The following is a 25,248-nucleotide window of genomic DNA, read 5'->3' on the forward strand; positions in this document are numbered from 1 at the left end:
GACCAGAATCATCTCGGTGGCGCACGAGGGCGCGGGCGTCGGCGACCGGAGGAAGGACGTGCGATGGGCTGGACGCGAGAGGTGACCACGCTCGGAGCAGCGACAGTGCTCCTGGGGGTGACGCTGGTGGCCTGCGGCGGGGACGAGCCGACGAGCACCCCGCAGGAGGCCTTCGAGCAGATGATCACCCACTACACCGACCGGGACTGCAAGGCGGCGGCCGAGCTGGTCACCGGACCTGGCCAGGAGCAGTTCGCCGTGGGCTGCGAGAAGCGTAAGAACGCCGATCAGGTGGCGACGATGATCCCCCGCGACGCGACCGAGGCGGCGGATCTCGACCCGCTTCCCGACGGCGCCTCCGAGGCCGTCGAGCTGGAGGTCACCTACACCGACGAGCGCGGCGTCGAGGACAGCACGGCGCCGGTCATGGTGCTCGTCGACGGCGACTGGCTCTTCTACGCACCCGGTTCGGAGGACTGAGGCCGGTGCGAGCCGTGCTGCAACGCGTCCTGTCGGCGTCGGTCACCGTCGACGGGCAGGTGGTGGGGGCGATCGGGGAGCCCGGGCTCGTCGTGCTGCTCGGCGTGACCCACGACGACGGCGCCGACCAGGTGGCCTGGATGGTGCGCAAGCTCCGCGACCTGCGGATCCTGCGCGACGAGCTGTCGGTGGCCGACGTCGACGCACCGGTGCTCGTCGTCAGCCAGTTCACGCTGTACGGCGAGGCCCGCAAGGGACGCCGCCCCACCTGGCAGGCCGCCGCCCCGGGCGAGGTGAGCGAGCCGGTGTACGACGCGGTGTGCCAGGGGCTGCGCGACGCCGGGACGCGCGTGGAGACCGGGGTGTTCGGGGCTCAGATGGAGCTCGCCCTGGTCAACGACGGCCCCGTCACGCTGCTGCTGGAGACCTGAGGCGGCGCGGACGACGCCCCGACGCTGGCGGCGAAGACGCGCCCGAGGGCGAAGGCCCCGACCACCAGGAGCAGCACGATGAGCAGGAGCAGCATCGGCACGAACCACCCGGTGTCGCTGAGCCGCTGGCGTGAGGACGCCGGCGACACCGGCGACTCCGCGTCGTCGCGGTGGGTGCCGCTCAGCAGCCGTCCTGGACGCGGGGGCAACCGGTGCGCCCAGGAGTCCGCGTCCTCGCCCGACTCGTCGCCCGACCCCTCCGGCCCGTCGTTGCCGACCCCGGGCGCGCCCGGCCCCGAGCGGTGTCGCGGCGCATCGGTCTGCTCGGCCAGCGCGCGCTCGTAGGCCGCCCGGTAGGCGGCGGCGAACTCCTCGGGGACCTCCGGCGGAGGCGTGCCCGGGGGCGGCGTGCCAGACACGGGACGAATCTAGCGCGACGCAGCAGGGCGGTGTCCACCGTCGGGTGGACACCGCCCTGGGTGCGGCGTGGTGGTGCGCCTAGACGGCGACCTCGACCTCGGCGACCGAGCCCTTGCGGGCGGTCACGGCGGTGTCGACGGGGTCCGCCTTGGGTGCCAGCGTGCGCAGCGTCCAGTCGCCGTTGCCGGCGAAGAAGCGGAAGTGCCCCGTCGCGGAGGTCGGGACCTCGGCGGTGAACTCCCCGGTGCGGTCGAGCAGGCGCACGTAGGCGTTGCCGACCGGCTCCTCGCCGCGGACGACGCGACCCTGGATGATGGCCTCCTTGGCGACGTCGATGCCGTCGAGCGACAGCCCGCCCTCAGTGGCTCCGCACATCTCAGGCCTCGCCCTTCTCCTCGCCCAGCACGACGGGGACGCCAACGAGCGAGCCGTACTCGGTCCAGGAGCCGTCGTAGTTCTTGACGTTGTCCTGGCCCAGCAGCTCCTTGAGCACGAACCAGGTGTGCGAGGAGCGCTCGCCGATGCGGCAGTAGGCGATGGTGTCCTTGCTCCAGTCGACGCCGGCCTCGGTGTAGATCTCCTTCAGCTCCTCGTCGGACTTGAAGGTGCCGTCGTCGTTGGCCGCCTTGCTCCACGGCACGTTGGCCGCGGTCGGGATGTGACCGGCGCGCTGCGCCTGCTCCTGCGGGAGGTGGGCCGGGGCCATCAGCCGACCGGAGTACTCGTCGGGGCTGCGCACGTCGACGAGGTTCTGGGTGCCGATCGCGGCCACGGTCTCGTCTCGGAAGGCACGGATCGAGTGGTCCTGCTCCTGCGCGGTGTAGGAGGTCTTCTCGCGGGTGGGGGTCGCGTCGGTCAGCTCACGGCTGTCGAGCTCCCACTTCTTGCGACCGCCGTCGAGAAGCTTGACGTCCTGGTGGCCGTAGAGCTTGAAGTACCAGTACGCGTAGGCGGCGAACCAGTTGTTGTTGCCGCCGTAGAGGACGACGGTGTGGTCGTTGCCGACACCGCGCTCGGAGAGCAGCGCCTCGAACTGCTCCTTGTTGACGAAGTCGCGGCGGACCTGGTCCTGCAGGTCCGTGGTCCAGTCGAGCTTGATGGCGCCACGGATGTGGCCCTTGTCGTAGCTCGTGGTGTCCTCGTCGACCTCGATCAACACGATGCTGTCGTCGTCGAGGTGCTCCTCGACCCAGTCGGCCGAGACCAGTGCGTTCTCGCGGCTCATGTCTTCACATTCCTTCTCTTGGGTGACAACGGTGGGGTTCAGCCGACCGGCGCAGGGGCGCGGTCGCGGGTGGTCAGGCGCTTGCCGAGCAGGTAGGTCTCGCACCCCAGGCACAGACCGAAGACGGCGTTGAGCAGGGCCGCGACCAGCGCGGCGCCGGTGGCGACCGCGCCGAGCACGGTCAGCCCGGAGAGGTAGCCGACGAGACCGACCAGGGCGAAGGCGAGGCCGACCCCCTGGGCGAAGCGCGGCGGCGCGGGGTCCTCGAGGTGCGTGGGCGCGGCGAGCCGCGGCCTCACGAAGCGGCGGAACAGCCAGGCAGCAGGGGTGCGCTGCACCCCGAGCACCACGCCGGTGGCGAAGAGCGCTGCCTGGAGCGCGAGCAGCGCGACCCCGGCAGCCGCCGGGGCGGTCAGCAGCACCAGGGCCAGCACGACGCTGGTCAGCACTGCGTTGAGCTGGGGACCTCGTGGGTCCAGCTGGTCACGGCTCATCCGTGGGGGCTCCTCGTCCTGGGCGTACGTCAACGGTCGCGACGGGCTCGACCGACGTGCGGGCGTCAGGGACGGCGACGTCGGTCAGGAGAGGCGACACAGCGACGAGCGCACGCGGCAGTGGTCGACTGCGCGTCGCTTGGTCAGCAGTGTCGTGGGCACGGGGTCGAGCGTAGGGCGGACGCCGCTCCAGCCCCCAGTGCGTCTCGACATGTGGTCACTCTGTCCGTATCGCGAGACGACGCTGACGCTCACGCGAGCGCCGCCACGACCTGGTCGGCGCGCGGGACCCCGGCGGCCCTCGCGACCTCGCGTCCGTCGCCGTCGAGCACGAGCGTCGTGGGCGTGCGCATGATGCCGAGGCGACGCACCAGGTCGAGGTGCTGCTCGGCGTCGACGTCGAGGTGCACCACGCCCGGGTGCGCCTCGGTCACCCGTGCCAGCACCTGTCGCGTGGCGCGACACGGGGCGCAGAAGGCGGAGGAGAACTGCAGCAGCGTCCGGTGGTCGCCCAGGCTGTCGGCGTACGCCGTGCCGGCGAGCAGCGACGGGGCCGCCTGAGCCTCGTCGCCGGGCACGGACGCCGCGACGGGCGCCGCGCGGCGTACCCGTCCGTCGGTGAGCACCCGCCAGCCGCCGTACGCCGCCGCGAGCAGGACGGAGGCGAGCAGCACCCAGGCACCGATGGTCATGACGCCCAGAACGCCGGCGCGGGGCGGATCCTTCCCGTCAGCCGCCGGCGAAGGGCGGCAGGAACTCCAGCGTGGCGCCCGGGGGCACAACCACCTGCGTCGCGTCCTCGGTGGTGACGGGCCGGTCGCCGAGCATCACCGAGCAGCACCCGAGGACGTCGGCGAAGCGACGGTCGTGCGCGCTCCGGGCGCGCTGCAACAGCTCGGCGAGCGTGGTCGGCCCGTCGACGTCGAGCACGTCGGTGTCGGATCCTGCGGCCGCGCGTGCCGAGGCCCAGTAGCGCAGCGTGACGTGGGACTCGTGGGACGACGCTGCCGGAGCGGGCGAAGCCATGGGTATCCTTGGGGCTCAGTCGGACGGTCCCATCAGCGTAGATGGCCCACAGTCAGGTCAGACCCCCACGGGAGGTGCCATGGGCACCGTGCTGCTGCTCACGAAGTCGACGCAGCCCTCGGCCGACGTCCTCCCCGGACTCGCGCTGCTGAGCCACCAGGTGCGCGTGCTGCCGGCCGAGGGCATCGCCCTGCTCGAGGCGCCCGACCACGACGTGCTCCTCGTCGACGGGCGCCGCGAGCTCGCGCAGGCACGCGACCTGTGCCGCCTGATCCGCACCACGGGCTCGCAGCAGCCGGTCATCCTCATCGTCACCGAAGGCGGGCTCGCCGTGGTCGCGCACGACTGGGGCGCCGACGACGTCGTGCTCGACTCCGCCGGACCGGCCGAGATCGACGCACGGCTCCGCCTCGGCGTCGCGCGCGTGGCCGCTCGCAGCAGCGGCGAGGACGACGAGGACTCCCACGTGATCCGCTCCGGCGAGGTCACCGTCGACGACGTCACCTACACCGCCAAGCTCGGCCGGCGGGTGCTCGACCTCACCTTCAAGGAGTTCGAGCTGCTGAAGTACCTCGTGCAGCACCCCGGCCGCGTCTTCACCCGCGACCAGCTGCTCCAGGAGGTGTGGGGCTACGACTACTTCGGAGGAACGCGCACCGTCGACGTCCACGTACGCCGCCTGCGCGCCAAGCTCGGCACCGACCACGAGGCCCTCATCGGCACCGTGCGCAACGTCGGCTACCGCTTCGTCGTCCCACCCCGCGAGCAGGCCAAGGAACTCGAGGACGCCAACAACACCTGAGACGCCTGCCACTAGTCTTGTCGGATGGTCGACATCGAGCACGTCGAGGACTTCGACTGGGCCGCCGAGACGGGTCCCGCCGCGGACGTACGCCGCGTCGCGCGCGCCGCGACCGCCCACGAGGGGGTCTCCACCCTCAACGAGCAGGCGGTGCTCCAGCTCAAGCACCGGGGCCTGAGCGGGGCGTCGCTGTGGCTCGCCCGTGAGGACGGCACGACCGTCGGCTTCGCGCTGCGCCACGCCGAGCACCTGCTCGAGCTCGCCGTGCACCCGGACCACCGGCGCCGCGGCGTCGGGCTCGCACTGGCCTCGGCCGCGCTCCCCGAGGGCACGCGCGTCGAGGCGTGGTCACACGCCGACCACCCCGGCGCCGAGCGGCTCGCGCTCCACTTCGGCGTGCCTCGCGAGCGCGAGCTGCGCATCATGCGGCGCCCGCTGCGCGACCTCCCCGAGGTCCCCGAGACCGACGGCGTGGTGATCCGCGGCTTCGAGCCTGGCGACGAGGAGGCCGTGGTCGACGTCAACAGCCACGCCTTCGCCCACCACCCCGAGCAGGGTCACATGACCCTCGCGGACTTCCAGGAGCGGACCCGCGAGGAGTGGTTCGACCCCGCCGGCCTGCTGCTCGCCGTCCCTGCGCTGGGCGTCGACGGTCCTCCGCTGCTGGGCTTCCACTGGACCAAGGAGCACCGCGACGAGGACCCGCCGTACGGCGAGGTCTACGTCGTCGCGGTCAACCCCAAGGCGGCGGGCCGCGGACTGGGTCGCGCCCTGACCCTCGCGGGCCTGCACCACCTCGCGAGCCAGGGACACGACGACGTGCTGCTCTACGTCGACGGTGACAACGAGCCTGCCGTCGCGCTCTACGCGGGCCTGGGCTTCGAGGTCGACCGTGCCGAGGCGCAGTACCGCGGCGTGGTGGACTTCGCGTAGGTCTCGACAGGCTCGACCGGCAGGGGGTCTCGACAGGCTCGACCGGCAGGGGGTCTCGACCGGCTCGACCTGCAAGGTCCCGACCGGGCGGCTACTCCTCGAGCAGGTCGAGCAGGTACTGGCCGTAGCCGCTCTTGACGAGCGGCTCGGCGCGGGCGGCGAGCTCGGCGTCGGTGAGGAAGCCGTTGCGCCAGGCGACCTCCTCCGGGCAGCCGATCTTGGCGTCCTGGCGGTGCTCGATGGTGGCCACGAAGTTGCCGGCGTCGAGCAGGCTGTCGAAGGTGCCGGTGTCGAGCCACGCGGTGCCGCGCGGGAGCACCTCGACCTGCAGCCGTCCCTGCTCGAGGTACTGCCGGTTGATGTCGGTGATCTCCAGCTCGCCGCGCGCCGAGGGCTGCAGCGCCTTGGCCATCGCGACCACGTCGTTGTCGTAGAAGTAGAGGCCGGGCACGGCGTAACGGCTGCGGGGCTTGGCGGGCTTCTCCTCCAGCGAGATCGCCTTGCCGTCGGCGTCGAACTCCACCACGCCGTACGCCGTCGGGTCGGCGACGCGGTAGCCGAAGACGGCGCCGCCGTCGATGTCGGCGAAGCGCTTGAGCCGGGTGCCCAGGCCGGGGCCGTGGAAGATGTTGTCGCCCAGCACCAGGCACACCGAGTCGTCGCCGATGTGCTCCTCGCCGAGCACGAAGGCCTGCGCGAGCCCGTCGGGGCTGGGCTGCACGGTGTGGCTGATGCTCACGCCGAACTGCGAGCCGTCGCCGAGCAGCCGCTCGAAGGCCGGCTGCTCGTGCGGGGTCGTGATCACCAGCACGTCGCGGATGCCGGCGAGCAGCAGCGTCGAGAGGGGGTAGTAGACCATCGGCTTGTCGTAGACCGGGACCAGCTGCTTGCTGGTGCCGAGCGTGATCGGGTGGAGCCGCGACCCGGTGCCACCGGCCAGGATGATGCCTCGCATGGGCCATAAGGTATCGGCCATGCCTCCGCAGCCCGCCCAGTTCCTCGTCACCGGTGGCGCCGGCTTCATCGGCTCCAACTTCGTGCGCCATCTCGTGGAGCACACCGACGCCCACGTGACCGTGCTCGACAAGCTGACCTACGCCGGAGACCGCACCACCCTCGCCGACCTGCCGCCCGGGCGTGTCGAGCTGGTGGAGGGCGACATCGCCGACGCCGCGCTCGTCGACCGGCTGGTCGCCGACCTCGGCGACGACGGCGTCCTGGTGCACTACGCCGCCGAGTCGCACAACGACAACTCGCTCTCCGACCCCTCCCCCTTCGTGCAGACCAACCTCGTCGGCACCTACACGCTGCTCGAGGCCGCGCGTCGTCACGGCACCCGGCTCCACCACATCTCCACCGACGAGGTCTACGGCGACCTCGAGCTCGACGACCCGGCGCGCTTCACCGAGAGCACGCCCTACAACCCGTCCTCGCCGTACTCCTCCACCAAGGCCGGATCCGACCTGCTGGTGCGGGCGTGGGTGCGCTCCTTCGGCGTGCGCGCCACGATCAGCAACTGCTCCAACAACTACGGGCCGTGGCAGCACGTGGAGAAGTTCATCCCCCGCCAGATCACCAACCTCGTCGACGGCGTCCGCCCCCGGCTGTACGGCGCGGGCGCCAACGTGCGCGACTGGATCCACGCCGACGACCACTCCTCCGCGGTGCTCGCGATCATCGAGCGCGGCCGCATCGGCGAGACCTACCTGATCGGCGCCGACGGCGAGCACAGCAACCTCGACGTCGTGCGGCTGCTGCTGCGCCTGATGGGACGCGACGAGGACGACTACGACCTCGTCACCGACCGCGCCGGCCACGACATGCGCTACGCCATCGACTCCACCAAGCTGCGGCGCGAGCTCGGCTGGGAGCCGCGCTACACCTCCTTCGAGGAGGGGCTGGCCAGCACGGTCGCGTGGTACCGCGAGCACGAGGACTGGTGGCGCCCCCACAAGGAGCAGACCGAGGCGAAGTACGCGAAGGCCGGCCAGTAGATGGCCGCCGACCTCGGCGTCGAGCGCACCGCGATCGACGGCCTGCTGGTGCTGCGGCTGCCGGTGCACGGCGACGCCCGCGGCTGGTTCAAGGAGAACTGGCAGCGCGCCAAGATGACCGCCCTCGGGCTGCCCGACTTCGGTCCGGTGCAGAACAACGTGTCCTTCAACGACGAGGTCGGCGTGACCCGCGGCCTGCACGCCGAGCCCTGGGACAAGCTCGTCTCCGTGGCCAGCGGCCGCATCTTCGGCGCGTGGGTCGACCTGCGCGAGGGACCGGGCCTCGGCACCGTCGTCACGGTGGAGATGGGTCCCGAGACCGCGGTCTTCGTGCCGCGCGGGGTGGGCAACGGCTACCAGACGCTCGAGCCCCGCACCGCCTACACCTACCTGGTCAACGACCACTGGTCGGCGCAGGCCCGCGAGTCCTACACCTTCCTCAACCTCGCCGACGAGACCGCCGCGGTGCCGTGGCCCCTCGCGCTGACGCAGGCGGTGGTCTCCGACGCCGACCGGGCCCACCCGCGACTGGCGGACGTCGAGCCCTTCTCGCCGCGCCGTCCGCTCGTCGTCGGCGGGCGGGGCCAGCTCGCCCAGGCCCTGGTCGCCCGGCTCCCCGGGGCACTCGCCCCGACGCGCGCCGAGCTCGACCTCACCGCCGACGACCTCGGCGGGGCGCTCGACTGGGCGGGCGTCGACGCCGTCTACAACGCCGCGGCGTACACCGCCGTCGACGCCGCCGAGAGCCCGGAGGGCCGCGTCGCGGCGTGGGCGACCAACGTGACCGGGCTCGGCCGGCTCGTCGAGCAGTGCCGGCAGCGGCGGCTGCCGCTGGTGCACGTGTCGAGCGACTACGTCTTCGACGGCACCCGCGAGGTGCACGACGAGGACGAGCCGCTCTCACCGCTCGGCGTCTACGGGCAGACCAAGGCGGCGGGCGACGTCCTGGTGCAGACGCTGCCGCAGCACTACCTGCTCCGCACCAGCTGGGTCGTCGGCTCGGGTGGCAACTTCGTGCGCACCATGGCCCGTCTGGCCGACACCGGCGTCTCGCCCTCCGTGGTCGACGACCAGGTCGGCCGTCTCACCTTCACCGACGACCTCGCCGCCGCGGCCCACCACCTGGTGACCTCGGGCGCGGCGCCCGGCACCTACGACGTCACCTGCGACGGCCCGCCGTCGTCGTGGGCCGACGTGGCCAGGGCGGTCTTCGAGGCCCGGGGCCGCGACCCGCACGACGTCACGCCCGTCTCCACCGAGGAGTACGCCGCCGGCAAGGCGCTGGCGCCCCGCCCCCGGCACAGCACGCTCTCGCTGGAGCGGCTCAAGGCCACCGGCTTCGAGCCACCCGACTGGCGCGACGCGCTGGCGGCGTACCTGCGCGACCTCTAGGTCCCCGGCCTCGGCTGCCGGCTCCTCAGCCGCGCAGCGCGGCGCCGACCCGCTCGCCGAGGGCGGCCACGCGCCGCGGCAGGTCCCGACCGAGCGCGGTCATGTGCAGGTAGCCGTGCACCAGGTCCGGCTCCTCGACGTGCGAGACCGCGACGCCCTGCGCCTCCAGCAGCCGGGCGTACGCCGCCCCCTCGTCGCGCAGCGGGTCGAGCCCGACGGTGACGACCTGCGCGGGGGCCAGGCCCTCGGGGAAGCGGGTGCGGCGCAGCGGGGAGACCTCGGGGTCGGCGAAGTCGGTGCCCGGGCCGAAGCCGAGCTCGCGGGCGTTGTCGATGAAGGCGCGGGTCAGGACCAGGCGCTCGTCCTGGAGCGCGCCCCGACTCGGCGCGTCCTCGAGGAAGTCGGTGCCGGGGTAGACCAGCACCTGCAGCGCCAGCGGCAGCCCCTCCTCGGCCGCCGTGACGGCGACGTTGGCGGCCATCCAGCCGCCGGCGGAGTCGCCGGCGACCGCGAGCCGCGTCGGGTCCGCGCCCACCTCGGCGTGGTGCTCCACGAGCCAGCGGTGCGCCGCGCGGCAGTCGTGCAGCCCGGCGGGGAACACGTGCTCGGGACCGAGTCGGTAGTCGACCGCCAGCACCTGCACGCCGCCCGCCTCGGCGAGCACGCGGCAGGCGCTGTCGTGGGTGGCGAGGTCGCCGTAGATCCAGCCGCCGCCGTGGAAGTAGAGCACCGTGGGCACCTGCGCGGCCCCCACGCACGTCCCCGGGGTGTAGAGCCGGGCGGGCAGCGGACCGGTCGCGCCGTCGACCTGCAGGTCGCGGACGACCGCCACGGGAGGGCGACCCCCGACCATCTCGGCCTGGGCGACCATCGCCTCACGGGCCCGCGCCAGCGGCAGCTCGGGGATCTGCGGGATCCGGCTCAGGTGCTGCAGCCGGAGCGCCAGCTGCACGTCGACGTGCAGCTCGCGGCCGTCGATCCTCCGGGGGCGGCCGGCCAGCGCACGGCGTACGCGCAGGGGCAGGTGGGGCAGCAGGCGGAGCGCGACGGCGCCGAAGCGGTAGCGGGGGTCGACCACGGCTGGCAACCTACCCATGCGGCTACTCGCACGTAACGTGCGCTCGCTCACGCGGCGGCGGCCGCTCCCGTCACCTCGAGGGCCACCGCCGTTCACCTCGCGGTGGGAGGATGGCCGGCATGTCGACGACCGAGAGCTTCACCCCGGCGACGGGCAACGCCCCCGACGAGGGGCCTCAGGACCCGAGCCTGCGGGTGGTGCCGGCCGAGAGCTTCGACGTCGACCCGCCGTACCAGCCCCGGGAGGACGCCTTCGGCGAGGGCGAGCACCCCGACCGCTTCCTCGACCGCGAGCTGTCGTGGCTGCGCTTCAACCAGCGGGTGCTCGAGCTCGCGGAGGACGAGTCGCTGCCGCTGCTGGAGCGCGCGCGCTTCCTGGCGATCTTCGCCAGCAACCTCGACGAGTTCTTCATGGTGCGCGTGGCCGGCCTCAAGCGGCGCATCGCCGCCGGCGTCGCCGTGCAGGCGGCGTCGGGGTTGATGCCGCGCGACGTGCTGGAGCAGATCTGGCGGGTCAGCGCCGAGCTCGCGTCGCGTCACGCCCGCTGCTTCCGCGAGCACGTGGTGCCGGCCCTCGCCGAGGAGGGCATCCAGCTGGTCCGGTGGTCCGACCTCGACGCCGACGAGCAGAAGCAGTGCAAGAAGCTCTTCAAGGCGCGCGTCTTCCCGGTGCTCACGCCCCTGGCCGTCGACCCGGCGCACCCCTTCCCCTACATCTCCGGGCTCTCGCTCAACCTCGCCGTGCTGGTGCGCAACCCCAAGACCGACAAGGAGCACTTCGCGCGGGTCAAGGTGCCGCCGATCTTCACCCGCTTCGTGCCCCTGGGCAACCAGCGCTTCGTCCCGCTCGAGGACGTCATCGGCGAGCACCTCAAGCGGCTCTTCCCCGGCATGGAGATCCTCTCCGTCGCGACCTTCCGCGTGACCCGCAACGAGGACCTCGAGGTCGAGGAGGACGACGCCGAGAACCTCCTCAAGGCGCTGGAGAAGGAGCTGCTGCGCCGCCGCTTCGGCCCGCCCGTGCGGCTCGAGGTCGAGGAGGACATCGACGCCCACGTGCTCGAGCTGCTGACCAGCGAGCTCGGGGTGACCGAGGCCGAGGTCTTCCGCCTGCCCGGACCGCTCGACCTGCGCGGCCTGCACGGCATCGCCGACCTCGACCGGCAGGACCTGAAGTACCCCAACTTCCTGCCGTCGACCCACTCGCTGCTCGCCCCCGTCGAGTCGGCGTCGCCGGTCGACGTCTTCAAGGCGCTGCAGCGCTCCGACGTGCTGCTGCACCACCCCTACGACTCCTTCTCGACCTCGGTGCAGCGCTTCATCGAGCAGGCGGCCGCCGACCCGCAGGTGCTGGCCATCAAGCAGACGCTCTACCGCACCTCCGGCGACTCCCCCATCATCGACGCCCTCGTCGACGCCGCCGAGTCGGGCAAGCAGGTCCTGGTCATCGTGGAGATCAAGGCCCGCTTCGACGAGCAGGCCAACATCCGCTGGGCCCGCAAGCTCGAGCACGCCGGCTGCCACGTGGTCTACGGCCTGGTCGGGCTGAAGACCCACTGCAAGCTCTCGATGGTGGTGCGTGACGAGCCCGACGGCATCAAGCGCTACACCCACATCGGCACCGGCAACTACAACCCGAAGACCGCCCGGCTCTACGAGGACTTCGGGCTGCTCACCACCGACGAGGCGATCGGCGAGGACGTCGCCCACCTCTTCAACAACCTCTCCGGCTACAGCCGCAACGCGTCGTACGCCGAGCTGATGGTGGCCCCCGACTCGGTGCGGAGTGGGCTCATCGAGCTGATCCGCGCCGAGGTCGCCCACCACCGCGAGGGCCGCCCCGCCCGGATCCGGATCAAGGCCAACTCGATCGTCGACGAGGCCCTCATCGACGAGCTCTACCTGGCCTCGCGCGCCGGCGTACCGGTCGACCTGCTGATCCGCGGGATCTGCGCCGTGCGGCCCGGCGTGCCCGGCCTCTCGGAGACGATCCGGGTGCGCTCGGTCCTCGGTCGCTACCTCGAGCACAGCCGGATCATGTGGTTCGAGAACGACGGCGACCCCGCGGTCTACATCGGCTCGGCCGACCTGATGCACCGCAACCTCGACCGCCGCGTCGAGGTGCTGGTCAAGTTGCCCGTGCGCTCCGCCGTGGAGGAGGTCGGCGACCTGCTCGACCTGGCCTTCGACGACGGCACCGCCGGCTGGGAGCTCGGCCCCGACGGCGAGTGGACCCAGCTCCGGGCCGCCGACGACGGCCGGCCCCTGCGCAACCTGCAGGAGCACCTCATCTCCATCCACCGGCACCGTCGCCGCGCCCGCGCCCGCCGCGCTCCTCGCGAGGGCTGAGCCACCGCCGTAGATGGCCGGCAAATTCACCGGCCGGCCGGTGAATTTGGAACCAGCACGGCGAAACATCGGTCCGCCAGTTCCAGATTGGTGACGCCAGTGGTGGATTGGTCCCCTGCTGGCCTCAGTGGACCGGTCCGCCCGCGAGCACGCTCCTGATGTACGCCGCCAACCGCTCGGGGTGCTCAAGGTCGGCCCAGGTGATCCTGATGCAGCGCCACCCGGTGAGCTGGGTGACGACCTGCTCCCGACGACGCTCGCGCTTCATCAGCGCGATCGCATCGAGTCCCCCGTCGAGCGCGCGCTGCCACTTCTCGCGACCGTCGAACTCCAGCCACACGCCGTACTCAGGCCAGGCGAAGTCGAGACGAGCCACCTCGCGACCGTCCCCGTCGTACACGCGGTACTGCGGGACCGGTGCCGGCACGTCGTACCTCCAGAACAGGTACGCCGACCTCGACTCCCCCACTGACTCGCGCCGCGGGTCCGCCAACCCGATCGCCAGGTCGGTGTGGAGCGTGCCGGGCACGCGACGGAAGCGGGCAGCCCGCTCGACCAGCGCCTTCTTCGTCGTGCTGCCGCCGTGGAGGAACCAGTCGAGGACGACGAGGCTGTCCTCGAGCTGGCCGAGTGTCGTGATGTCGAGGCACGTCCGCTCCACCGACGTGACCCGCGTGCCCTCGTGCACCACGATGTCGTCGGGCTGCACGCTCCCTCGGTGCTGAGTCAGCACCTTCGTGCGCCGGTTGGCGCGGCCGTCGAGCCTGACCAGGTGCACACGGTTCAGGGAGAAGCGCCAGGTCGGCGCGCCGTAGACCGCCAGGGCGCTGACGTGGGAGGCGGCGACGTCGCTGTGCGCGTCCTCGGCTGCGGCCTCCAGCCGCCAGAGATGGCGCTGCAGCAGCGACGCCTCGGCCCAGGCGGCGTACGGCCCGTAGCGACCGTGGGACACGTGCCAGAGGAGCCCGGCGCGCACGGCAGCCCGCAACGCCTTGTCGTCGAACCCGATGTCGACCGCTTCGCCGCGACGGAAGGAGTGCCGTCCGGCGCAGAGCTTCTCGATGATCTCGTCCATGACGGGACCCTGTGCCGGTCATCCGCCCCACGGGGTCCGAGCCCGTCGTCTGTGGACGACGTCCCCGGAAGGAGGCCCTGTGGACGACAACCGGCGGTGGCGAAGCGGCTCGATTGGGTCACTGGCGCGACAGAACCGGCACCTGTCCGCCGATGTTTCGGCGCTCCAGTGGCAAATTCACCGGCCGGCCGGTGAATTTGCTGCCGGGAAACGCTCAGTCGTCCTCGCGGTGGTGGGTGTCGGCGAGGGCGCGGAGACGGTCGAGGTCGACGGCGTGCCGGGGGGCGACGGCGACGCGGAGGGGGGTCAGGGCGGTGACCGTGGAGCTGCGGGTGCCGCCCTCGAGCAGGGCGCGCTCGCCGAGGACCGCACCGGGACCGAGCTCGACGACGGCCTTGTCGTCGACGTCGACGCGGACGACGCCGTCGAGCAGCAGGTAGAGCTCGTCGCCGGGGTCGCCCTGCACGGTCAGCCGGGCGTGCTGGGCGACGTGACGGATCTCGGGGCGCTCCCCGCCCCGCATGATGTCGGCGGAGAGCTCGCGCTCGAGCGCCGACTCCACCTCCACCACGGTCGCGTCTCGGTCTCGCGAGGCCCACGGGGTGCGGACGCCGAAGGAGTGCGCCATCCAGCGCGCCTGGTCGGTGAGGCCGCTCTTGGAGCGGACCTCGCCGGAGGCGTCGTAGACCCAGTGGCGCGGGAAGGCGCTGGCGCCGGTGAGCTCGACGCTGCTGCTGCCGTCGGCGCGGAGCGTCAGCGCGAGCGTGGTCCAGACGATCGGCGCCTGCCAGCGCACGAAGGGCGGGTGCGGCACCGGGCGCGGGATCGGGGCTCCCGTCCGCCCGCCGACGGTCTGCACGAAGCGCACCGACGGGCCGTCCTCCCCCTGCTCGACCAGCGGCTCGCGCCGGATGTCGGGGAGGCCGACGGCGCGGAAGGTGACCCCGAGCCGGCCGATCCGGGCGGTGGTCACGCCGATCGCCAGCCCCGAGCCCGCGTCGTACGACGCGTCGACCACGTGGTCGCCGTCGAAGTCGGCGCTCGCGGAGAGCACGTTGGCGAAGCGCATCGCGTCGGCGTCGCGCAGCGCGAGCACGCCGTCGGGGACCTCGAGCCGCTCCGGGGGCGGCTGGTCGTAGCGGCTGACACGGAGGTCCATGCCCTTCTTGAGGGGACCGGTCAGCGAGTCGGTCGGGATCCAGGAGACGGACGCGGCAGCGGCGTGGACACGCACGGAGACCTCCGGGGGCAGCGGGGCTTCTCGGCAACCTAGTGCGCGAGGAGCCGGACGACCATCCCCTGGTCCAGAACGGCCTACCCCCGCGGCGCGACGGGCCTTACCGTGACGCCATGCCGGGGGACGAGGCCACGGAGCTGGTGTCGCTCGAGGCCGCCATCGCCGCCCTGGAGGCGCAGCGCGACCTGCTCGGCGACGACGTCGTCACCACGGCCCTCGATCCGCTGCTGGCCCGCCGCGACCAGCTGCGGGCGCCGCGCGCGGAGACCCGGCGACTGGTCACCGTGCTCTTCGCCGACCTCGTCGACTTCACGGTGCTCTCGCGCGAGCTCGACCCCGAGGACACCCGCGAGGTCGTCACCGGCTACTTCGCCCGGTGGCGGCAGGTGATCTCCGCCCACGGCGGCGTGGTCGAGAAGTTCATCGGCGACGCGGTGATGGCGGTCTTCGGCCTCGAGCGCTCCTTCGAGGACGACGCGCAGCGCGCCGTGCGGGCGGGGCTGCAGATGCTCGGTGAGCTCGAGGGCCTCTCGTCCACGGCCCGCGAGCGCCACGGCGTGGAGCTGCACATGCGCGTCGGCATCGACACCGGCGAGGTCGTGGTCAGCACGCTCGACGAGCGCGGCGACAGCTCGTTCGTCGCCGTCGGGCCGACGGTCAACCGCGCCGCACGGCTGCAGGCCGCGGCACCGGTCGACCGCGTGCTCGTCTCCGCCGACACGCAGCGCCAGCTGCGCGGCCAGTTCGCCGTCGACATGCAGCCACCGCTGTCCCTCAAGGGCATCGCCGAGCCCGTCGCGTCGTACGTCGTGACCAGTGAGCGAAGGGCGGCCTTCGCGCTCGACCCCACCGGCGGCGTCGAGGGCGTCACCACCCCCACCGTCGGCCGGGCGCTCCAGCTGCGCTTCCTGCAGGACCGGGTCGAGGACGTCACCGAGGACGCCCGCTGGCGGGTCGTGACGGTGCTCGGGGAGGCCGGCATCGGCAAGACCCGCCTGCTCCACGAGCTGCACGAGTGGCTGGCGGCGGTGCCGCAGAGCTTCTTCTGGTTCCGCGGGCGCGCCTCGCCGGTCACCCAGGAGACCCCGCTGGCGCTGCTGCGCGACGTGATCGCCACCCGGCTCGACCTGCACGGGCACGACGGCGCGGAGGAGGTGCGCGAGGCCTTCGTGCGGGCCTTCCGGGGCGTGGTGGGCAGCCGCGACGCGCTCTCGCTCGCCCTCCACACCGCCACCTGGCTGGGGTACGACGTGCTCCGCCCCGGCGACGAGGTGACCACGCACCCGCAGAACCTGCGCGACGTCGCCACCGACGCCTGCGCCCGGATGGTCGCCTCGCTGGCCGAGCAGTCCCCCGTCGTGGTGCTGCTCGAGGACATCCACTGGGCCGACGAGGGCACGCTGCGCTGGCTCGACGCCGCGGCTCCCTACCTCGCGGACTCCCCGGTGCTCGTCGTCGCCACGGCCCGTCCGACGCTGCTGGAGCGACGACCGCGCTGGGGCGAGGGGCTCTCCCACCACGAGCGGCTCGACCTCGGCCCGCTGTCGCGACGCGAGAGCCGCGAGCTGGTGCGGCTGATCCTGCACCGCGTGCGCGACCTGCCCGACGAGGTGGTCTCGCTCGTCGTCGACGGCGCCGAGGGCAACCCCTTCTACCTCGAGGAGCTGGTCACCTGGCTGATCGACAGCGGCATCGTGGCGCGCGGCGCCGGCGACGACCAGCCCTGGCTCGTCGAGCGCGCGCTGATCGGCACCCGGGCCGTGCCCTCGACCCTCAAGGGCGTGCTGCAGGCCCGGCTCGACGCGCTCGGCCACGACGAGCGTCGGCTGCTGCAGCGAGCCTCGGTCGTGGGCCGCGTCTTCTGGGAGGAGGCGCTGCTCAGCGACCGTCCCGGCCGCCCGGGGGCCGAGGAGGTCGCCGCGCTGCTCGACGGCCTGCGCCGGCGGGACGTGCTGCTGGAGCGGGAGGTCAGTCGCTTCGGCGGCTCCCGCGAGTTCGTCTTCAAGCACGCCCTGCTCCGCGACGTGGCCTACGACGGCATGCTGCGGGTCCACCGCGAGCGCTACCACCTCGAGGTCGGCGAGTGGATGGCCGCTGCCGCGGCACGCAGCGACCGCGACGACCTGCTCTCGGGCATCGTCGCCGGTCACCTGGAGCAGGCGCGCGACCCGCGAGCGGCGGCGTACTACCTGCGGGCGGGCGACCGGGCCGCCCGCGTCTACGCGCTGGAGGAGGCCGGCCAGCTGCTGGACCGCGCCCACCGGCTGGTCGCCGACGACGACCACCGGCTGCGCTTCGACGTGCTCGCCAGCCGGCAGGAGCTCCACGACCGGCTCGGCGAGCGCGCCCGGCAGGGCGAGGGGATCGAGGAGATGTTCACCCTCGCCCCGCACCTCGACCCCGAGCGGCAGGTGCTGCTGCTCGTCGTGCGCGCCCGCCTCGCCTTCGTGCTCAGCGAGTACGACGAGGCCCGCCGCCACGCCGGCGAGGCGGTGCAGCGGGCCACCGGGCTCGGTCGCGACGACCTGCGGGCCGAGGCGCTGCTGTGGCAGGGCAAGGCCCTGACCTGGGCCGAGGACCCGGACGCCGCCCGGGCCATGCTGGACCGGTGCGTCGAGGCCGCCGAGGGGGCGGGGCGGCCCGACCTCGTCGGCGAGGCCACCCGCTACCTCGCGATGGTGGCGGGCAACGTCGGCGACTACGCCACGTCGTACGACCACGGCGCCCGGGCGCGCGAGATCTTCGCCCGGCTCGGCGACACCGAGCTGGAGAGCTCGGCGCTGGCCCAGCTGGCGACCACGCTCTTCTACATGGGCCGCTTCGCCGAGTCGCAGGCCGCCCTGGAGGAGACGCTCCCGATCTTCCGCCGGGCCGGTCACGTCTACCGCGAGGCGATCAACCTGGGCAACCTCGCGAGCGTCGGCGTCGTGCTCGGCCGCTTCGCGATGAGCGACCGGCACGCCCGGCGGGCCGTGGAGCTCTCCCGGTCGCTGAGCGACCAGGAGGCGACCTCGGTCAACCTGGTGATCCTCTCCCACGTCGACCTCTTCACCGGCAGGTGGGACGACGCGCGCCGCCACGCCGAGGAGGCGGGGAGGATCGCCCGCGACGTGGGCAACCACCCGCTCGAGATCGACGCCGAGGTGCGCCTGGTGCAGGTCTCCCTGGTGCACGGCGACGTCGAGGCCGCGATCGAGCGCGGCCGCGAGGCCACCCGCGCCGCCCGTGTCACCTCCTCCGCGCTCGACGCGGCGCTGGCCCACCTCACGCTCGGCTGCGCGCTGGTGCGTGGTGGTCCCACGCGGCTCGACGAGGCCGACCGCGAGCTGGCCGAGGCCGCGCGCCTGTACGCCGAGGTCGGCCGCGACGCGGGCGTGCGCGAGGCCGTCGTCGGGCGCGCCCGTGTCGCCGCGGCCCGCGGCGACCTGACCGACGCGGTCGCGCTGCTGGAGCCGGTGCTGCCCCACCTCGACCGGGAGTCGATGTTCGGCACCGAGCTGCCGGCGACGATGCTCCGAGGCTGCGTCGAGGTCCTGCGCGCGGCCGGCGACCCCCGCGACACCGACGTGCTGATCGCCGCCCGGACGCTGATCCACGCCACCGCGGAGGAGATCGACGACCCCGGGCTCCGGGCGGCGTACCTGGCCATCGAGCCCAACCGGGTGCTGCTCGACGACGACCTGTGACCGCTCAGCAGGTGGCGAGCACCAGCGGGCCGTCGTAGAGCGAGGAGAGCGGGAAGCCGTCGGGACGCACGGGCTCGAAGTCGAGCACGACGTCGGCGTCGACGGTGCGCGAGCGCACCAGCTCGAGGTCGTCGGTGAAGGCGCCGCCCCGGCCGTAGGCCTCGCCCACGGCGAGCTCGGCGCGCACCTCCAGGTCGCGCTCGGCCTGGTCGGCGTCGGCGAAGTGCTCCACCACGCGCAGCCGGCCGCCCTCGACCAGCCCCAGCGCGAGGCCCGAGAGCGGCGAGACCCCGCCGAGCTCGGCGACCCGGGCCTCCGCCGCGGCGCGGGCCTCGTCGTCGGCGCGCGCCATGGCGAGGTCGGTGCAGGCGAAGTCGTCGACCCACATCACGGTGTTGAGCGCGCCCTCCATGCGCGCGGCCAGGTCGGCCACGCCGTCGGCGTCGCCCACCGGCTCCTCCTCGCCGGTCGCCACCGCGGCGGCGCGCTCGGCGTAGTCGGCCTCGTCGCTGGCCAGCACCAGCCCCTCGTCGGGGAGCAGCACGACGTACTGCACGACCGGGGTGAGGGTCGGGTCGAGGTCTGCCACCAGGTCGATGCCCCCGCGCCAGACGCCGCCCTCGTCGCCGTCGTCACCGCCGTCGGGCGCGGTGAAGCCGGCGGAGCGCAGGTTGTCGCCCAGCACGTCGTAGTCGGTGCCGTCGGGCGGGCGCAGCGCCAGCGCGGCGCCCTCCGTCGACTGCGCGTAGACCTCCCACTGCGCCGTACCTGGCCCGAAGCCGAAGAGCTGCTGCATGGCGCCCGCGGCCTCGTCGACGGCCGAGACCGCCGCCAGGTCACGGTCGTACGCCGCGTCCACCATCTCCTCGACCGCCTCCCGGTCGGGGGTGTCGCCGAGGTCGGCGTCGACCGCGGCGCGCACGGCCGTCCAGTCGGTGAAGGAGACCCGGCTCGCGGGGGGCGCCACCGCGAGCGCCCGCTCCAGCGGCGTGCGGTCGAGCCGGTCGAGCAGGACCAGCAGCGCGACCACGAGCGCGCCGACGCCGAGCAGGGCGAGCCCTGCCACCGCCACCGCGCGACGCCGCCCCGGCGTGAGCCCCACCACGCGACGAGGGTAGTGGTGACCCTCGCGAGCCGCTCCCTGCGCGTGTGAGGATGTCGCCATGGCGCCGCCCGCGCGACCCGAGCCCCGTGGTCCCGAGATCGTGGCGGCGGGCGCCGTCGTCGTCCGAAAGGGCCCCGACGCGCGCGAGGTGCTGGTCGTCCACCGGCCCAAGTACGACGACTGGTCCTTCCCCAAGGGCAAGCAGGACCCCGGCGAGCACGTCACCGCCACCGCGGTCCGCGAGGTCGTCGAGGAGACCGGCGTCGAGGTGCGGCTGGGCCGCCCTCTCCGGCCGCAGCTGTACGCCGTCGGCGGAGGCCGTGCCAAGCGGGTGCACTACTGGGTGGGTCACGTGGTCGGCGACGACGACCTGACGACCTACGAGGTCAACGCCGAGGTCGACGGCCTGGCGTGGGTGCCCGTCGACGAGGCGGCGTCGCGGCTGACCTACCTCGACGACATCGCCCTCCTCGACCAGCTCTACGACGAGCCCCGCCCCACCACCGCGGTCGTGGTGGTGCGGCACGCCAAGGCGCTCAAGCGCGGGCAGTGGCGCCGCGCCGACTGGAAGCGCCCGCTGAGCGACGTCGGCCAGGAGCAGGCCCGCAGGCTCCGCGACCTGCTGCGCTCCTACGGCGTGACCCAGGTCGTCAGCTCCAGCGCCACCCGCTGCCTCGAGACGGTCGCGCCGTACGCCGAGCAGCAGGTGCTGCCGGTGCAGGAGCTCCCGGAGCTCTCCGAGGAGGCCTACGACGCCGCCCACGCCCGCCGGGTGCTGCACGCCCTGCGCGAGGCGCGCGAGCCGAGCGTGGTGTGCAGCCACCGCCCGATCCTCCCCGACCTGCTGGCCGACCTCGGCACCGAGGAGGAGCCACTCGCCCCCGGGGAGCTCGTGGTGTGCCACCACCGGCGCGGCCGACTGGTGGCGACCGAGCGTCATCTGCCCGGTCTGCTCGCCTGACCTGCGCAGACTCCGGTGACCTGGGTCACCGGAGTCGGCGGATGGGCAGGCAGCGTTCACCCGGCGTTCACCGACGCAGGCGCGTCGAGACACCTGTGATTCCTAGCGTGCGGAGCGTCCATCCCTGACATCACAGGAGAATCGAAGTGAACCGCACTTCCCTACGTTGGGCCGCGCTGCCCGGCGCTGCTCTTCTCACCGTCTCACTCGCCGCGTGCGGCGGAGGCTCCGACGCCGGCTCCGAGAGCGGCGGCGCCACCGGGTCCGTCGCAGTCGACGGCTCCTCCACTGTCTTTCCCATGAGCAATGCCGCGTACGAGCTCCTCACCGAGGAGGGCACCGAGATCGAGGTCGCCGTCGGTTCCTCGGGCACGGGTGGCGGCTTCGAGAAGTTCTGCGCCGGCACCACCGACATCTCCGACGCCTCGCGTCCCATCGAAGAGGACGAGATCGCAGCCTGCGAGGAGCAGGGCATCGAGTACACCGAGCTCCGCGTCGCGACCGATGCACTGACGATCGTCGCGAACAAGGACCTCGACGTCGACTGCCTCACGACGGAGCAGCTCGTGCAGCTCTGGGAGCCTGACTCGCAGATCAACAACTGGAACCAGCTCGACCCGTCGTTCCCCGACCAGGAGATCGCTCTCTTCGGTCCGGGCACTGACTCCGGCACCTATGACTACCTGGCCGCCGACGTGATCGGCGACGAGTCGGAGGCCACGCGCACCGACTACGAGGCCAGCGAGGACGACAACGTCCTGGTCCAGGGCGTTGAGAACACCCCCGGCGCCACGGCGTACTTCGGCTACACCTACTACGAGGAGAACGCCGACAACCTCAAGGCCCTCTCCATCGACGACGGCAACGGTTGTGTCGAGCCGTCCGCGGAGACCGCGCAGGCCGACGAGTACACCCCGCTGTCGCGCCCGCTCTTCATCTACATCAACCAGGCTTCCTACGCCGACAACGAGGCGGTCCGGGAGTACACCGACTTCTACATCGAGAACCTCGAGACCATCGCCGAGGCAGCCCAGTACATCCCCTTGAACGACGACCAGTACGCGGAGACCCAGTCCGCTCTCGAGGGTCTGAGCAGCTGAGCGCGAGGCGATCGTCAGCGCGGTAGGAACTTCATGACATCCATCAATGACGCAGGGCAGGGCCCGTCCTCTCGGACGGGCTCTGCCCCTGCCGGCGCCATCGACCTCACCGCGCGAGCGCGTCCCGGTGAGTCGGTCATCCTGGTCGTTCTGGCGACCTCGGCGATGCTGTCGGTCGCGATCACGGCCGGCATCATCGTGGCTCTCATCGAGCCCGTGATCCACTTCTTCGGGCAGGTGCCCTTCGGCGACTTCTTCGCCATCGAGGGCCAGTTCGCAGTCATCCCGCTGGTGACCGGCACCCTCATGACGACGTTCATCGCCCTGCTGCTCGCCGTTCCGCTCGGCCTGGGCGCGGCGATGTACCTCTCCGAGTACGCCAGCCGCCGAGCGCGGAAGATCTTCAAGCCGGTCCTCGAGCTCCTGGCCGGCGTTCCCTCGGTGGTCTACGGCTTCTTCGCACTTGCCTTCGTGACCCCGACCCTGCTCCAGAGCATCCTCAACCTCGATGTCGGCTTCACCAACGCGCTCGCCGCCGGCCTGGTCCTCGGCGTGATGATCATCCCGACGGTGGCCTCGCTCTCCGAGGACGCGCTGAGCGCCGTACCGCAGTCGATGCGCCAGGGCTCGTTCGCGATGGGGGCGAACCGGATGCAGACGACGCTGCGCGTCGTCATCCCGGCGGCCCTGTCGGGGATCGCCGCGGCCGTGGTGCTCGGGCTCTCGCGCGCCGTGGGCGAGACCATGATCGTCGCGCTGGCCGCGGGCGCCCGCAAGAACTTCTCGCTCGACCCTCGTGACGGCATGCAGACCATGACCGGGTTCATCGCCCAGACCGCTCAGGGCGAGAACCCTGTCGGGTCGGTCAGCTACACCATGCTCTTCGCCGTCGGGCTGCTGCTCTTCCTGATCACGCTGGTCATCAACATGATCTCGATCGCGTTCGTCCGTCGCTACAGGCAGGCCTACTGATGTCTACGCTCACCACCGCCGGCTACACCCGTGAGGCCATCCAGGCCGCCGTCGCGACCGGGCGCAGCCGCGACCGCAACCCGAAGTCCCTGATCTTCCTCGGGGCGCTCTGGTTCTCCCTGTTCTTCGGCGTGATGGTGCTCCTGGTGCTCATCGTCGACGTGGCGATCACGGGTGCTCCCCGCTTCGACAGTGATCTGCTGCTGCGCTACGACAGCACGCTCTTCCCCGAGCGGACCGGCTTCCGTGCCGGCATCCTGGGCACGTTGTGGCTGATGGCCTTCACGGCGCTCATGGCCGTGCCGCTGGGGATCGCCGCGGCACTCTACCTGGAGGAGTTCGCCGACAACTCCCGCTGGTGGAACCGGCTCATCGAGCTGAACCTGCAGAACCTCGCCGCCGTACCCTCCATCGTCTACGGCTTGCTCGCCGTCGCGGTGATGGCTCTTCTCGGCTTCCAGCGCAAGGGCATCGTCCTCGGCGGTGCCATCGCTCTGGCCCTGCTGATCCTGCCGGTCATCATCATCACCACCCGCGAGGCCGTCAGGTCCGTGCCCAACGAGATCCGCTTCGGCTCCCTGGCGCTGGGGGCCACGCGGTGGCAGACGACCTGGAAGCAGACCCTTCCCTCGGCGATCCCAGGCATCGCGACGGGCACGATCCTCGGGCTCTCCCGCGCCATCGGTGAGGCGGCGCCGCTTCTCCTCCTCGGCATCGCCCTGGCTGTGCGCTTCGATCCCAGCGGTCCGCTCAGCGCGGTGACGGCACTGCCCCTGCAGATCTTCTACCTGACATCGCAGTCGCAGGAGGCCTACCAGCAGGCGGCCTCTGCTGCGATCGTGGTCCTGCTCGTCCTCGTCCTGGCGCTGAACGGACTGGCCATCTTCATCCGCAACAAGTTCCAGCGAGAGTGGTGACCCACATGAGCAACCGTCCTGCCACCTACACCACGAGAGAGCCGGCCTTGCACACAGACAACGACTCCGACGCTCAGGCGTTCGTCGGCCTGGAGGTGCAGGCGGCAGCTGAGCACGAGCTGCCTGCCCAGCCCCACGCACCGATCATGCGAGCCCAGGGCCTCAACGTCTACTACGGCGACTTCCACGCCGTCCACGACGTCAACCTCTCCTTTGGCAAGAACGAGATCACCGCACTGATCGGCCCCTCAGGGTGCGGCAAGTCGACCGTGCTGCGGTGCCTGAACCGGATGAACGACCTGGTCACCAGCTGTCGGGTGGAGGGCGAGGTGCTGTACCACGACGTCGACATCTACGGCCGCAAGGTGGACCCCATCCAGGTCCGGCGCCACATCGGCATGGTCTTCCAGAAGCCGAACCCCTTCCCCAAGTCCATCTACGACAACATCGCCTACGGACCGAAGGTCATCGGGATGCAGGTCGACAGCATGGACGACCACGTCGAGGAGGCGTTGCGTGGCGCAGCCCTCTGGGACGAGGTCAAGGACAAGCTGAAGCAGTCGGCGTACGGCCTCTCGGGTGGTCAGCAGCAGCGCCTGTGCATCGCCCGCACGATTGCGACGCGACCCGACGTCATCTTGATGGACGAGCCCTGCTCGGCCCTCGACCCCATCGCGACCTCGCGCATCGAGGACCTGATGAACGACCTGCGCCGCGACTACACGATCATCATCGTGACGCACAACATGCAGCAGGCCGCCCGCGTCTCCGACCGCACTGCGTTCTTCACCGCGCGACCCGACGAGACCACAGGCAACCGCACCGGCCTGCTCGTGGAGTTCGATCTCACCAAGAAGATCTTCAGCCGGCCCGAGGACCAGCGCACCGAGGACTACATCTCCGGTCGCTTCGGCTGACCCTCGACCGGGCGGGCTGCAGGCCCTAGGTTCCCGACATGGGACTGCGCAGCGACGTACGGGTCAGGCAGCCGGCCAAGGACGACCTCGTCGGACGACGCTTCGTCGTCACCGGGATCGGGAGCGGCTTCGAGGGCACCATCGGCATCCGCGTGCGGCGCGGCGACCGGGTGGTCGGGCGCGGCTTCGCGCAGTCGGCCGGCGGCGGCTTCGCGCTCGGTGAGTTCAGCACCACCGTCGAGCTCGACCGTGCGCCCCGCCCCGGCACCCGGCTGGTCGTCGAGGTCTTCGGCGACACCGGTGACGACGGGCCCGGCAGCGACCTGCGCCGGGTCGAGGTGATCTGCTTCCCCGACCTCGCGGGCTGGCTGCTCCACCGCGTCGAGCGCGGCGACACGCTGACCGGCATCGTGCGGCAGGCCCGCGACTTCGGTCGTACGACACTCGCCCAGGTCGTGGCGGCCAACCCGGCGGTCACCGACCCCGACGTCATCCGGGTGGGGCAGCTGCTGCGCGTGCCCCTGTCGTGAGCGGTGCTGTCCTGAGCGCTGCTAGGTGTGATGTCCAGCCAGGTTGTTCAACCTGCTGATGGGTGCGGCCTTCCCGATGGCTGAGTGGGGCCGGTGGTGGTTGTACTGGTGGATCCATGCTGGCA

26 protein-coding genes are annotated in these 25,248 nt (G+C 72.1%); 14 read left to right on the plus strand and 12 right to left on the minus strand.

What is annotated here, in order from left to right:
* Positions 1-63: 63 nt before the first annotated feature.
* Both IG63_RS0113030 and dtd read left to right on the plus strand, forming a co-directional pair.
* Positions 64-480, plus strand: coding sequence for a hypothetical protein (locus tag IG63_RS0113030; protein ID WP_157210160.1), 417 nt, complete (start codon positions 64-66; stop codon positions 478-480).
* Positions 481-485: 5 nt separating this feature from the next.
* On the plus strand, positions 486-911 hold the full coding sequence (gene dtd / locus IG63_RS0113035; protein ID WP_030484801.1) for a D-aminoacyl-tRNA deacylase: 426 nt from the start codon (positions 486-488) through the stop codon (positions 909-911).
* Here the strand turns inward: dtd and IG63_RS0113040 are convergent.
* From IG63_RS0113040 to IG63_RS0113065, 6 genes are all read right to left on the minus strand, one after another.
* Positions 854-1,330, minus strand: a complete 477-nt coding sequence (locus IG63_RS0113040) for a hypothetical protein (protein ID WP_030484802.1) — start codon at positions 1,328-1,330, stop codon at positions 854-856. The two genes, dtd and IG63_RS0113040, sit on opposite strands and share 58 nt — an antisense overlap.
* A 79-nt stretch (positions 1,331-1,409) precedes the next feature.
* Positions 1,410-1,706, minus strand: coding sequence for a DUF1416 domain-containing protein (locus IG63_RS0113045; protein ID WP_030484803.1), 297 nt, complete (start codon positions 1,704-1,706; stop codon positions 1,410-1,412).
* A gap of 1 nt (position 1,707) precedes the next feature.
* Positions 1,708-2,556, minus strand: coding sequence for a sulfurtransferase (locus IG63_RS0113050; RefSeq protein ID WP_030484804.1), 849 nt, complete (start codon positions 2,554-2,556; stop codon positions 1,708-1,710).
* 38 nt (positions 2,557-2,594) lie between these two features.
* The gene (locus tag IG63_RS0113055) at positions 2,595-3,050 is read right to left on the minus strand and encodes a DUF4395 domain-containing protein (protein ID WP_030484805.1); all 456 of its coding nucleotides are present in this window, start codon (positions 3,048-3,050) and stop codon (positions 2,595-2,597) included.
* 251 nt (positions 3,051-3,301) lie between these two features.
* On the minus strand, positions 3,302-3,742 hold the full coding sequence (locus IG63_RS0113060; protein ID WP_030484806.1) for a thioredoxin family protein: 441 nt from the start codon (positions 3,740-3,742) through the stop codon (positions 3,302-3,304).
* 37 nt (positions 3,743-3,779) lie between these two features.
* The gene (locus tag IG63_RS0113065) at positions 3,780-4,076 is read right to left on the minus strand and encodes a MoaD/ThiS family protein (protein WP_051706732.1); all 297 of its coding nucleotides are present in this window, start codon (positions 4,074-4,076) and stop codon (positions 3,780-3,782) included.
* A gap of 79 nt (positions 4,077-4,155) precedes the next feature.
* Here IG63_RS0113065 and IG63_RS0113070 point away from each other — a divergent pair, with 79 nt between their 5' ends.
* Positions 4,156-4,878, plus strand: a complete 723-nt coding sequence (locus IG63_RS0113070) for a response regulator transcription factor (RefSeq protein ID WP_036195410.1) — start codon at positions 4,156-4,158, stop codon at positions 4,876-4,878.
* Positions 4,879-4,902: 24 nt separating this feature from the next.
* Complete coding sequence (gene mshD, locus IG63_RS0113075) at positions 4,903-5,811, plus strand: mycothiol synthase (RefSeq protein ID WP_084597124.1); 909 nt, start codon at positions 4,903-4,905, stop codon at positions 5,809-5,811.
* A gap of 91 nt (positions 5,812-5,902) precedes the next feature.
* Here mshD and rfbA read toward each other — a convergent pair whose 3' ends face one another.
* Positions 5,903-6,766, minus strand: coding sequence for a glucose-1-phosphate thymidylyltransferase RfbA (rfbA, locus tag IG63_RS0113080; RefSeq protein WP_030484810.1), 864 nt, complete (start codon positions 6,764-6,766; stop codon positions 5,903-5,905).
* Positions 6,767-6,785: 19 nt separating this feature from the next.
* On the opposite strand from rfbA, the gene rfbB reads away from it, so the two are divergent.
* Both rfbB and IG63_RS0113090 read left to right on the plus strand, forming a co-directional pair.
* Entirely contained in the window at positions 6,786-7,805 is a 1,020-nt protein-coding gene (gene rfbB / locus IG63_RS0113085) for a dTDP-glucose 4,6-dehydratase (RefSeq protein WP_030484811.1), read from the plus strand.
* Complete coding sequence (locus IG63_RS0113090; protein WP_030484812.1) at positions 7,806-9,197, plus strand: sugar nucleotide-binding protein; 1,392 nt, start codon at positions 7,806-7,808, stop codon at positions 9,195-9,197. It begins immediately after the preceding gene.
* A gap of 25 nt (positions 9,198-9,222) precedes the next feature.
* Here the strand turns inward: IG63_RS0113090 and IG63_RS0113095 are convergent, their stop codons facing one another.
* A complete protein-coding gene (locus tag IG63_RS0113095) occupies positions 9,223-10,275 on the minus strand; it encodes an alpha/beta hydrolase (RefSeq protein WP_030484813.1) in 1,053 nt (350 codons plus the stop codon).
* A 119-nt stretch (positions 10,276-10,394) separates the two neighbouring features.
* On the opposite strand from IG63_RS0113095, the gene IG63_RS0113100 reads away from it, so the two are divergent.
* Positions 10,395-12,623: an RNA degradosome polyphosphate kinase gene (locus tag IG63_RS0113100; RefSeq protein WP_084597126.1), complete on the plus strand. Its 2,229-nt coding sequence runs from the start codon at positions 10,395-10,397 to the stop codon at positions 12,621-12,623.
* Between the two features lie 124 nt (positions 12,624-12,747).
* Here IG63_RS0113100 and IG63_RS0113105 read toward each other — a convergent pair whose 3' ends face one another.
* Both IG63_RS0113105 and IG63_RS23300 read right to left on the minus strand, forming a co-directional pair.
* A complete protein-coding gene (locus IG63_RS0113105; RefSeq protein WP_030484815.1) occupies positions 12,748-13,698 on the minus strand; it encodes a hypothetical protein in 951 nt (316 codons plus the stop codon).
* A 214-nt stretch (positions 13,699-13,912) separates the two neighbouring features.
* The gene (locus tag IG63_RS23300) at positions 13,913-14,932 is read right to left on the minus strand and encodes a cyclic nucleotide-binding domain-containing protein (protein ID WP_036195413.1); all 1,020 of its coding nucleotides are present in this window, start codon (positions 14,930-14,932) and stop codon (positions 13,913-13,915) included.
* Positions 14,933-15,048: 116 nt separating this feature from the next.
* On the opposite strand from IG63_RS23300, the gene IG63_RS0113115 reads away from it, so the two are divergent.
* Entirely contained in the window at positions 15,049-18,621 is a 3,573-nt protein-coding gene (locus IG63_RS0113115; RefSeq protein WP_030484816.1) for an ATP-binding protein, read from the plus strand.
* Between the two features lie 4 nt (positions 18,622-18,625).
* On the opposite strand, the gene IG63_RS22710 is transcribed toward IG63_RS0113115, so the two are convergent.
* Positions 18,626-19,726, minus strand: coding sequence for a hypothetical protein (locus IG63_RS22710; protein WP_157210161.1), 1,101 nt, complete (start codon positions 19,724-19,726; stop codon positions 18,626-18,628).
* 58 nt (positions 19,727-19,784) lie between these two features.
* Here IG63_RS22710 and IG63_RS0113125 point away from each other — a divergent pair, with 58 nt between their 5' ends.
* The 6 genes from IG63_RS0113125 (at position 19,785) to IG63_RS0113150 (ending at position 25,123) form a co-directional block, all read left to right on the plus strand.
* Positions 19,785-20,687, plus strand: coding sequence for an NUDIX hydrolase (locus IG63_RS0113125; RefSeq protein ID WP_036195416.1), 903 nt, complete (start codon positions 19,785-19,787; stop codon positions 20,685-20,687).
* A 146-nt stretch (positions 20,688-20,833) separates the two neighbouring features.
* Complete coding sequence (locus tag IG63_RS0113130; protein WP_030484819.1) at positions 20,834-21,787, plus strand: PstS family phosphate ABC transporter substrate-binding protein; 954 nt, start codon at positions 20,834-20,836, stop codon at positions 21,785-21,787.
* A gap of 33 nt (positions 21,788-21,820) precedes the next feature.
* Positions 21,821-22,759 (plus strand): phosphate ABC transporter permease subunit PstC, encoded by a 939-nt coding sequence (gene pstC / locus IG63_RS0113135; protein ID WP_030484820.1) that lies wholly within the window; start codon positions 21,821-21,823, stop codon positions 22,757-22,759.
* Positions 22,759-23,676, plus strand: coding sequence for a phosphate ABC transporter permease PstA (pstA, locus tag IG63_RS0113140; RefSeq protein WP_051706740.1), 918 nt, complete (start codon positions 22,759-22,761; stop codon positions 23,674-23,676). The genes pstC and pstA overlap by 1 nt, the downstream gene beginning before the upstream one ends.
* Before the next feature lie 146 nt (positions 23,677-23,822).
* Positions 23,823-24,593 carry a phosphate ABC transporter ATP-binding protein PstB gene (gene pstB, locus IG63_RS0113145; protein ID WP_211249318.1) on the plus strand — a complete coding sequence of 257 codons (771 nt, stop codon included), beginning with the start codon at positions 23,823-23,825 and terminating at the stop codon, positions 24,591-24,593.
* Between the two features lie 38 nt (positions 24,594-24,631).
* Positions 24,632-25,123, plus strand: coding sequence for a Gmad2 immunoglobulin-like domain-containing protein (locus tag IG63_RS0113150; RefSeq protein WP_030484823.1), 492 nt, complete (start codon positions 24,632-24,634; stop codon positions 25,121-25,123).
* Positions 25,124-25,144: 21 nt separating this feature from the next.
* Here the strand turns inward: IG63_RS0113150 and IG63_RS22715 are convergent.
* Positions 25,145-25,248, minus strand: a 104-nt coding sequence (locus tag IG63_RS22715; RefSeq protein WP_157210162.1) for an integrase core domain-containing protein, incomplete at its 5' end; no start/stop codon positions are given.

Source organism: Nocardioides aequoreus, from assembly GCF_000720335.1.
GTDB lineage: Bacteria > Actinomycetota > Actinomycetes > Propionibacteriales > Nocardioidaceae > Marmoricola > Marmoricola aequoreus.

Coding starts and splice junctions, on each gene's coding strand:
- pstA (WP_051706740.1), top strand. CDS start 22,759: ATGTCTACGCTCACCACCGCCGGCTACACCCGTGAGGCCATCCAGGCC.
- IG63_RS0113065 (WP_051706732.1), bottom strand. CDS start 4,076: ATGGCTTCGCCCGCTCCGGCAGCGTCGTCCCACGAGTCCCACGTCACG.
- IG63_RS0113045 (WP_030484803.1), bottom strand. CDS start 1,706: ATGTGCGGAGCCACTGAGGGCGGGCTGTCGCTCGACGGCATCGACGTC.
- IG63_RS0113050 (WP_030484804.1), bottom strand. CDS start 2,556: ATGAGCCGCGAGAACGCACTGGTCTCGGCCGACTGGGTCGAGGAGCAC.
- IG63_RS0113070 (WP_036195410.1), top strand. CDS start 4,156: ATGGGCACCGTGCTGCTGCTCACGAAGTCGACGCAGCCCTCGGCCGAC.
- IG63_RS0113150 (WP_030484823.1), top strand. CDS start 24,632: ATGGGACTGCGCAGCGACGTACGGGTCAGGCAGCCGGCCAAGGACGAC.
- rfbB (WP_030484811.1), top strand. CDS start 6,786: ATGCCTCCGCAGCCCGCCCAGTTCCTCGTCACCGGTGGCGCCGGCTTC.
- IG63_RS0113125 (WP_036195416.1), top strand. CDS start 19,785: ATGGCGCCGCCCGCGCGACCCGAGCCCCGTGGTCCCGAGATCGTGGCG.
- IG63_RS0113055 (WP_030484805.1), bottom strand. CDS start 3,050: ATGAGCCGTGACCAGCTGGACCCACGAGGTCCCCAGCTCAACGCAGTG.
- IG63_RS0113090 (WP_030484812.1), top strand. CDS start 7,806: ATGGCCGCCGACCTCGGCGTCGAGCGCACCGCGATCGACGGCCTGCTG.
- IG63_RS0113115 (WP_030484816.1), top strand. CDS start 15,049: ATGCCGGGGGACGAGGCCACGGAGCTGGTGTCGCTCGAGGCCGCCATC.
- IG63_RS0113105 (WP_030484815.1), bottom strand. CDS start 13,698: ATGGACGAGATCATCGAGAAGCTCTGCGCCGGACGGCACTCCTTCCGT.
- IG63_RS0113100 (WP_084597126.1), top strand. CDS start 10,395: ATGTCGACGACCGAGAGCTTCACCCCGGCGACGGGCAACGCCCCCGAC.
- mshD (WP_084597124.1), top strand. CDS start 4,903: ATGGTCGACATCGAGCACGTCGAGGACTTCGACTGGGCCGCCGAGACG.
- IG63_RS0113060 (WP_030484806.1), bottom strand. CDS start 3,742: ATGACCATCGGTGCCTGGGTGCTGCTCGCCTCCGTCCTGCTCGCGGCG.
- rfbA (WP_030484810.1), bottom strand. CDS start 6,766: ATGCGAGGCATCATCCTGGCCGGTGGCACCGGGTCGCGGCTCCACCCG.
- pstC (WP_030484820.1), top strand. CDS start 21,821: ATGACATCCATCAATGACGCAGGGCAGGGCCCGTCCTCTCGGACGGGC.
- IG63_RS0113030 (WP_157210160.1), top strand. CDS start 64: ATGGGCTGGACGCGAGAGGTGACCACGCTCGGAGCAGCGACAGTGCTC.
- pstB (WP_211249318.1), top strand. CDS start 23,823: ATGCGAGCCCAGGGCCTCAACGTCTACTACGGCGACTTCCACGCCGTC.